A 6,141-nucleotide genomic window follows, 5' to 3' on the forward strand; every position below is an offset into this window, starting at 1 on the left:
TATATATAAGCGGACATCCCTTAAGCGAGTTTAAGGATATACTGGATACCATGAATACCACCCTGGAATTGCGAGGGCTTAAAGTATCAGAAAGCGAATCAGAACATGGCCCCATGGCGATGGACAGCGAGCTGGCCGATGGTTCGCCGTTCACAATAGGCGGCATCATCGTGAGCAAAAAGCTCAAAACCACCCGTAACGATGAGATAATGGCCTTTATCACTCTGGAGGATCTGTATGGCAGCGTGGAGGTCATAGTTTTCCCTAGCACGTATGAGAAATATCGGCCGTTGCTTGAAGAGGACAGCGCTGTCATAATAAATGGTAGGCTCAGTCTTAGGGAAGATGAGGACCCAAAGATTATATTAGATGAAGTACGGCCCCTTGTCAGAACTTCAAAAAATAAGAGGCTATATTTGAAGATTGAAAAGGGAAGCAGGATAGACATAGACAGGCAGATATGCCCCATTTTACGCAGATACCATGGGAATATACCCGTATATCTATTCATTGAGTCGACGGGGAAAAAATTTCTAGCAAACCGGGATCTTTGGGTTGAAGGACACCCCGAACTGTTAAAAGTTCTATCAGATGTCTTGGGGCAAAACTGCGTAAAATTAATCGGGTAATGTTAAACTACCAATCTTAAGGAGGGATGGTTATGGGTAATGAGGTTGTTTTGGGCGATTATATATGCGTTTTGGCGCAAGAAGACGGGGTGAGCATCATTGGCATGACAAGAGGCAAGGATACCAAGTTCCATCATACTGAAAAGCTGGACAAAGGAGAGGTGATGATAGCCCAATTTACTGAGAATACCTCAGCCATAAAAGTGCGGGGCAAAGCTAGAATTTTGACAAAGTATGGGGAACTGATATCCGGCAGGGATCAGGATTGATCGTCTTGCAAAGAAGGAGGACCTTGCAATGTGGGTGGTTGTGTATATGGCCCAGGGTAAGGAGATGTCCGATAAGATAGGGGCTCTCTTGACAAAGGAAGGGTTTTTGTTTAAGATAAAACCCATATACAAAAATGTTGATCCTGAAAATAATTATTATAAGATAATGGTTCCAAAGGCTGAAGCAAGCGAGGCTCAAAAGGTGTTGATTGAGAACAAGTATTTATAGCTGTAATATATGATTTCATTTGATGAATGGGAGGAATAAGATTATATGAAAACCCTAGGCGTTTTGACCAGCGGTGGAGATGCTCCGGGGATGAATGCTGCCATCCGTGCAGTTGTCAGAACCGCAATTTACAATAAAGTACGCGTTTTGGGGATAAAGAGGGGGTTTAATGGGCTGCTACGCGGTGAAATCGAGGAAATGGATGTTGGCTCGGTAGGGGAGATCATACACCGCGGGGGAACCATATTGCACACCGCCCGCTGCGAAGAATTTAAAACAGAGGAAGGGTTGAAGAAGGCCTATAACATTATCAAGATTTTCGGTATCGACGGGTTAGTAGTTATAGGTGGTGACGGCTCTTTTAGAGGGGCAAGGGATTTGAGCAAATTTGGAATACCTGTGGTGGGAATCCCAGGTACCATCGACAACGATATAGCCTGCACCGATTTTACCATCGGCTTTGACACGGCCGTGAATACCGTTCTCGATGCCTTAAACAAGATCCGCGATACTGTGACTTCCCACGAGCGGGTAAATATCATTGAGGTCATGGGGCGTAATGCAGGCGATATAGCCTTATATGCGGGGCTGGCCGGCGGAGCTGAAGATATAATTGTGCCTGAGATACCTTTTAACGTTGATAATATATGCAGGCGTCTCATAGAGGGGAAAAATAGGGGAAAGGTATCCCATATATTGATCGTGGCCGAGGGTACAAAGAATTCATTCCAGCTGGCCAAGGAGATCGAAGAGAAGACGGGGCTTGAGGTTAGAGTCACCGTGCTTGGGCATATTCAGCGCGGTGGCAGTCCTACGGCTGCAGATCGGATACTCGCCAGCCGAATGGGAGCACATGCCGTCAAGCTGTTGCTCAGCGGTAAGGGTAACAGGGTGGTTGCGATACGCGGCTATCAAATAGTTGACTATGACATCGATGAGGCGCTGTCCATGAAAAAGGATTTCGATTGTGAGATGTATGAGCTGGCAAAGATATTATCCATCTAATTTGCACTAATTTATACGTTATCTGTTTTTTGGAGATGGTATAATGATTGTAGTCGATACCAAGATTAGAGTTCGCTATAAAGAAACCGACAAGATGGGCGTGGTTCATCATTCGAATTATTATACCTGGTTCGAGATTGGCAGAAGCGAATATATGCGCGCGAGAGGCATGACCTACCGCAGCATGGAAGAGAAAGGGCTGATGTTGCCTGTCATAGAAGCCCGGTGTTTTTACAAACAGCCGGCCAAATATGACGATGTCATTGTTATACGCACGCATATGGCTGATTTTAAAGGTGTGAGGCTGAAGATGGAATACGAGGTGATAAGAGAAGAGGATGGGGTGTTGCTGGCAAAAGGTTATACAGTGCATGCCATCACAGATGCAAACCTCAAGCCTGTCAATATAAAGAAGGTGGATTCTGAGCTGTATAAATTTTTTATGGAATGTATAGAGGGGTGAATGATTTGAGCGAGGTATTGGTTGAAGAATACAGGGGAGAAATAGTGGAAAACGTACATAGAGGGTTTATATGCGGTATCTCGAATAGCGGCGAAGTGGTCTATTCAGTGGGGGAACCCGAGCGGATAACTTTTATGCGTTCTACTGCCAAGCCTATTCAAGCCATTCCGGTATTTAAGATGGGACTGATTGAAAAGTACGGCCTGGAGGGTAGAGAGGCTGCAATACTCTGCGCCTCTCATATGGCTGAACCCTTCCATATAGAGGCGCTTGAATCCATAATGGAAAAGACGGGTATTCCAGAAGACCTGTTGATATGCTGTGCCCAGCCCAGGAGAATATACCACAATTGCGCCGGCAAGCACTTGGGGATATTGATGCTATGCAAAGAGTTGGGATATAAGATGGAGGACTACTGGAGCATCGAGCATCCCGTCCAGCAGCTCATCAAGGAGCACATCGCTATGATTTCCGGCTATCCAGAAGAAGATATCCAGATTGGAGTCGATGGTTGCGGCGTTCCGGTCTTTGCCATGCCGCTTATTTTCATCGCCAATGCCTATCTCAGGTTGGCTTGTCCTGACCTTATCAGGGATGCGCAGGTTAGAGCTGCTGTGGAGAAGATAACCAGCCTTATGAACGCTTATCCTGAGATGATAGCCGGTACCAATCGCGTGTGTTCCTTATTGCTTCAGGATGATAATATTGTGGCCAAAGGTGGAGCCATGGGGGTCTACTGTTTTGGGCTTAAGAAAGAGAGGTTGGGGTTCGTCCTAAAAATCGAGGATGGCTCTTCCGATGAGTGGGGTATTATCATTGCTTCTATACTCGAGCAGATTGGGTATGATAATAAGGAAACGATACAGAGATTAAGGGCGGTCTTCCCCAGTGAAATCAAAAATGATAACGGCAGGGTAATTGGGATGCGTAAAGTGAAGTTTAGATTGGGATGAGATTGAGTAGTTTCCAACAGCATCATTGCTTTTAGGCAGCCCATGGGTAACAGTTCGTTACTTCCCTGAATATATTGTAGTGATAGAAATGCCAATAAGGGAGGTAATCGAAACATGGAATATCCTATGGGCTATTATTATCCTTTACAACAATGCCCTGCGGGCACAGTGCCATATATCATAAGGCCAGGAGATACCTTCTTTTCATTAGCGAGAAGGTTTAATACAACTGTAGCTGCCATAATGGCTGCTAATCCAGGCGTTGACCCCAATCGATTGCAAATAGGTCAGACGATATGCATACCTCAGCCATTCTTGCCACCTTGTCCTGGAGGGAATTATTATACCATACGACCGGGGGATACGCTGTTTTCCCTTGCACGGCGGTTTAACGTTTCGGTGGATGACATTTTGGAAGCCAATCCAGGTATAGATCCTAACAGCTTGAGGGTTGGACAAATCATCTGTATACCTGCACCACCGGTTGATACCTGTCCTGCTGGCACATTTCCATATGTGGTGAGAGCAGGTGACACCTTCTTCAGCCTTGCAAGGAGGTTTGGTACCACGGTAGCTGCTATAATGGCTGCCAACCCGGGCGTAGATCCTAATAGGCTGCAAATAGGCCAGACGATATGCATACCAGGAACTGCGCCACCATCTGGATGCCCTGCAGGCACATTTCCGTATGTGGTGAGAGCAGGCGACACCTTCTTCAGCCTGGCGAGGAGGTTTGGTACCACGGTAGTTGCCATAATGGCTGCCAACCCGGGCGTAGATCCTAATAGGCTGCAAATAGGTCAGACGATATGCATACCAGGAACTGCGCCACCATCTGGATGCCCTGCCGGTACGATGCCGTATATCATAAGGGCAGGCGATACCTTCTTCAGCCTTGCAAGGAGGTTTGGCACCACGGTGGATGCCATAATGGCGGCTAACCCGGGTGTGGATCCCAATAGGTTGCAGATAGGTCAGAGGATTTGTATACCCGTGTAAATGTGAAGTGTATTTAGGTAAAAGGGGTCTACATGCTTCATTAGACCCCTTCGCATTTTCTTTAACCTTTTAATAAAGCAAGCTAAATCCATGTAATTGTTTGAAATACCGGTTTATAAGCTGTCGGATATGGATACGAACAGGGAAGTTCTGCAAAAATATAAGATGTGTTAAAATAAATTAAGGTGTGTGCTGGTTACACACCGTTTCAATAAACATCTTAGCAAAACATCCTAAAATAGAGGAGGAAATCGATGAACCAAAGAGATATACCGGTTATACAAAATCGGGAATATGAGATGCTGGTTGAAGATATAGGCGTTGACGGCGAGGGTATAGGGCGAATAGACGGGTTTACCATGTTTGTGGAGGGCGCTTTACCAGGGGAAAAGGTAAGGATCAGGGCTTTAAAGGTGGGCAAGAACTTTGGATACGGTGAGCTGCTGGAGGTGATTGCACCGTCACCCGATAGGGTGAGTCCACCATGTCCTTATTCAAAACGATGCGGCGGGTGTTCGCTTCAGCATCTTTCATATAGTGCCCAGCTAAAGTTTAAAACCCGTCGGGTGCGCGATACTTTACAACGCATAGGGAACATCACGGATGTAAAGGTACATGAAACCATAGGGATGGATAATCCGTGGAGATACCGCAATAAGGCACAGTTCCCCGTGGGGATGGCTGGCGGTTCATTAGCCATTGGTTTTTTTGCTCCCCGAAGCCATGATATCGTTGATATGGATAAGTGCATAATAAATCACCGGATCAACGATAGTGTAATACGAATTATGCGGGATTTTATACAAAGCTATTCCATACCCGTATATGATGAAAGTGCCCACCGAGGCGTTATACGCCATGTGGTAACCAAGGTAGGCTTTAAAACCGGGCATGTGATGGTGGTCATTGTAACAAACGGGAGGAACTTACCGCATAAGGATAAACTGGTGGAGCTTTTGAAGGACAATATACCGGGCATAACCAGCATAGTGCAGAATATAAACCCTAAGAAGACCAACGTAATCCTGGGGCAGGAGAACATCACCCTGTGGGGGCAGGACTATATTACCGATATTCTTGGTGGATTAACCTTCAAGATATCCCCCCTTTCATTCTTCCAGGTAAATCCGGTGCAGACCGAGATTTTATACGGCAAGACGTTGGAGTATGCAGGTTTGAATGGGACAGAAATTGTCATGGACCTATACTGTGGCATAGGGACTATTTCGCTGTTGTTGGCGCGAAATGCCCGTAAAGTATATGGCATAGAAGAAGTGCCTCAAGCGGTGCAGGACGCATGGGAGAATGCCAGGATAAACGGCATATCTAATGTTGAGTTTGTAGAAGGGAAAGCCGAAGATGTCATCCCTCGGATGGTGGATTCGGGGATACATGCCGACGTGGTGGTGCTGGACCCGCCTAGAAAAGGGTGTGATCAAGCGGTGCTGGAGGCTTTAGCGCGTATGGCACCGCCAAGGATTGTGTATGTGTCCTGCAATCCGGCAACCCTTGCGAGGGATTTGAAGTTTTTAGCCGAGCAGGGGTATAAGGTGCTCGAGGTGCAAGCGGTGGACATGTTTCCGCATACTACGCA

8 protein-coding genes are annotated in these 6,141 nt (G+C 46.4%); all 8 read left to right on the forward strand.

Annotation, left to right across the window (positions count from 1 at the left end; all coding sequences use genetic code 11):
* The coding region (locus tag FWJ59_RS07280) for an OB-fold nucleic acid binding domain-containing protein (protein WP_414481289.1) at positions 1–629 on the forward strand (629 nt) is incomplete at its 5' end.
* 26 nt (positions 630–655) lie between these two features.
* Positions 656–898: a trp RNA-binding attenuation protein MtrB gene (mtrB, locus tag FWJ59_RS07285; RefSeq protein ID WP_414481290.1), complete on the forward strand. Its 243-nt coding sequence runs from the start codon at positions 656–658 to the stop codon at positions 896–898.
* Between the two features lie 28 nt (positions 899–926).
* Positions 927–1,127, forward strand: a complete 201-nt coding sequence (locus FWJ59_RS07290) for a hypothetical protein (RefSeq protein WP_414481291.1) — start codon at positions 927–929, stop codon at positions 1,125–1,127.
* 45 nt (positions 1,128–1,172) lie between these two features.
* Positions 1,173–2,132 (forward strand): 6-phosphofructokinase, encoded by a 960-nt coding sequence (gene pfkA / locus FWJ59_RS07295; protein WP_414481292.1) that lies wholly within the window; start codon positions 1,173–1,175, stop codon positions 2,130–2,132.
* A gap of 43 nt (positions 2,133–2,175) precedes the next feature.
* On the forward strand, positions 2,176–2,595 hold the full coding sequence (locus FWJ59_RS07300; protein WP_414481293.1) for an acyl-CoA thioesterase: 420 nt from the start codon (positions 2,176–2,178) through the stop codon (positions 2,593–2,595).
* On the forward strand, positions 2,592–3,548 hold the full coding sequence (locus FWJ59_RS07305) for an asparaginase (protein WP_414481294.1): 957 nt from the start codon (positions 2,592–2,594) through the stop codon (positions 3,546–3,548). The genes FWJ59_RS07300 and FWJ59_RS07305 overlap by 4 nt, the downstream gene beginning before the upstream one ends.
* Before the next feature lie 114 nt (positions 3,549–3,662).
* Complete coding sequence (locus FWJ59_RS07310) at positions 3,663–4,547, forward strand: LysM peptidoglycan-binding domain-containing protein (RefSeq protein WP_414481295.1); 885 nt, start codon at positions 3,663–3,665, stop codon at positions 4,545–4,547.
* Positions 4,548–4,801: 254 nt separating this feature from the next.
* Positions 4,802–6,141: 23S rRNA (uracil(1939)-C(5))-methyltransferase RlmD (gene rlmD, locus FWJ59_RS07315; protein ID WP_414481296.1), on the forward strand; the 1,340-nt coding region annotated here is incomplete at its 3' end.

This window comes from Caldicoprobacter sp. (assembly GCF_047459465.1).
GTDB lineage: Bacteria > Bacillota > Clostridia > Caldicoprobacterales > Caldicoprobacteraceae > Caldicoprobacter.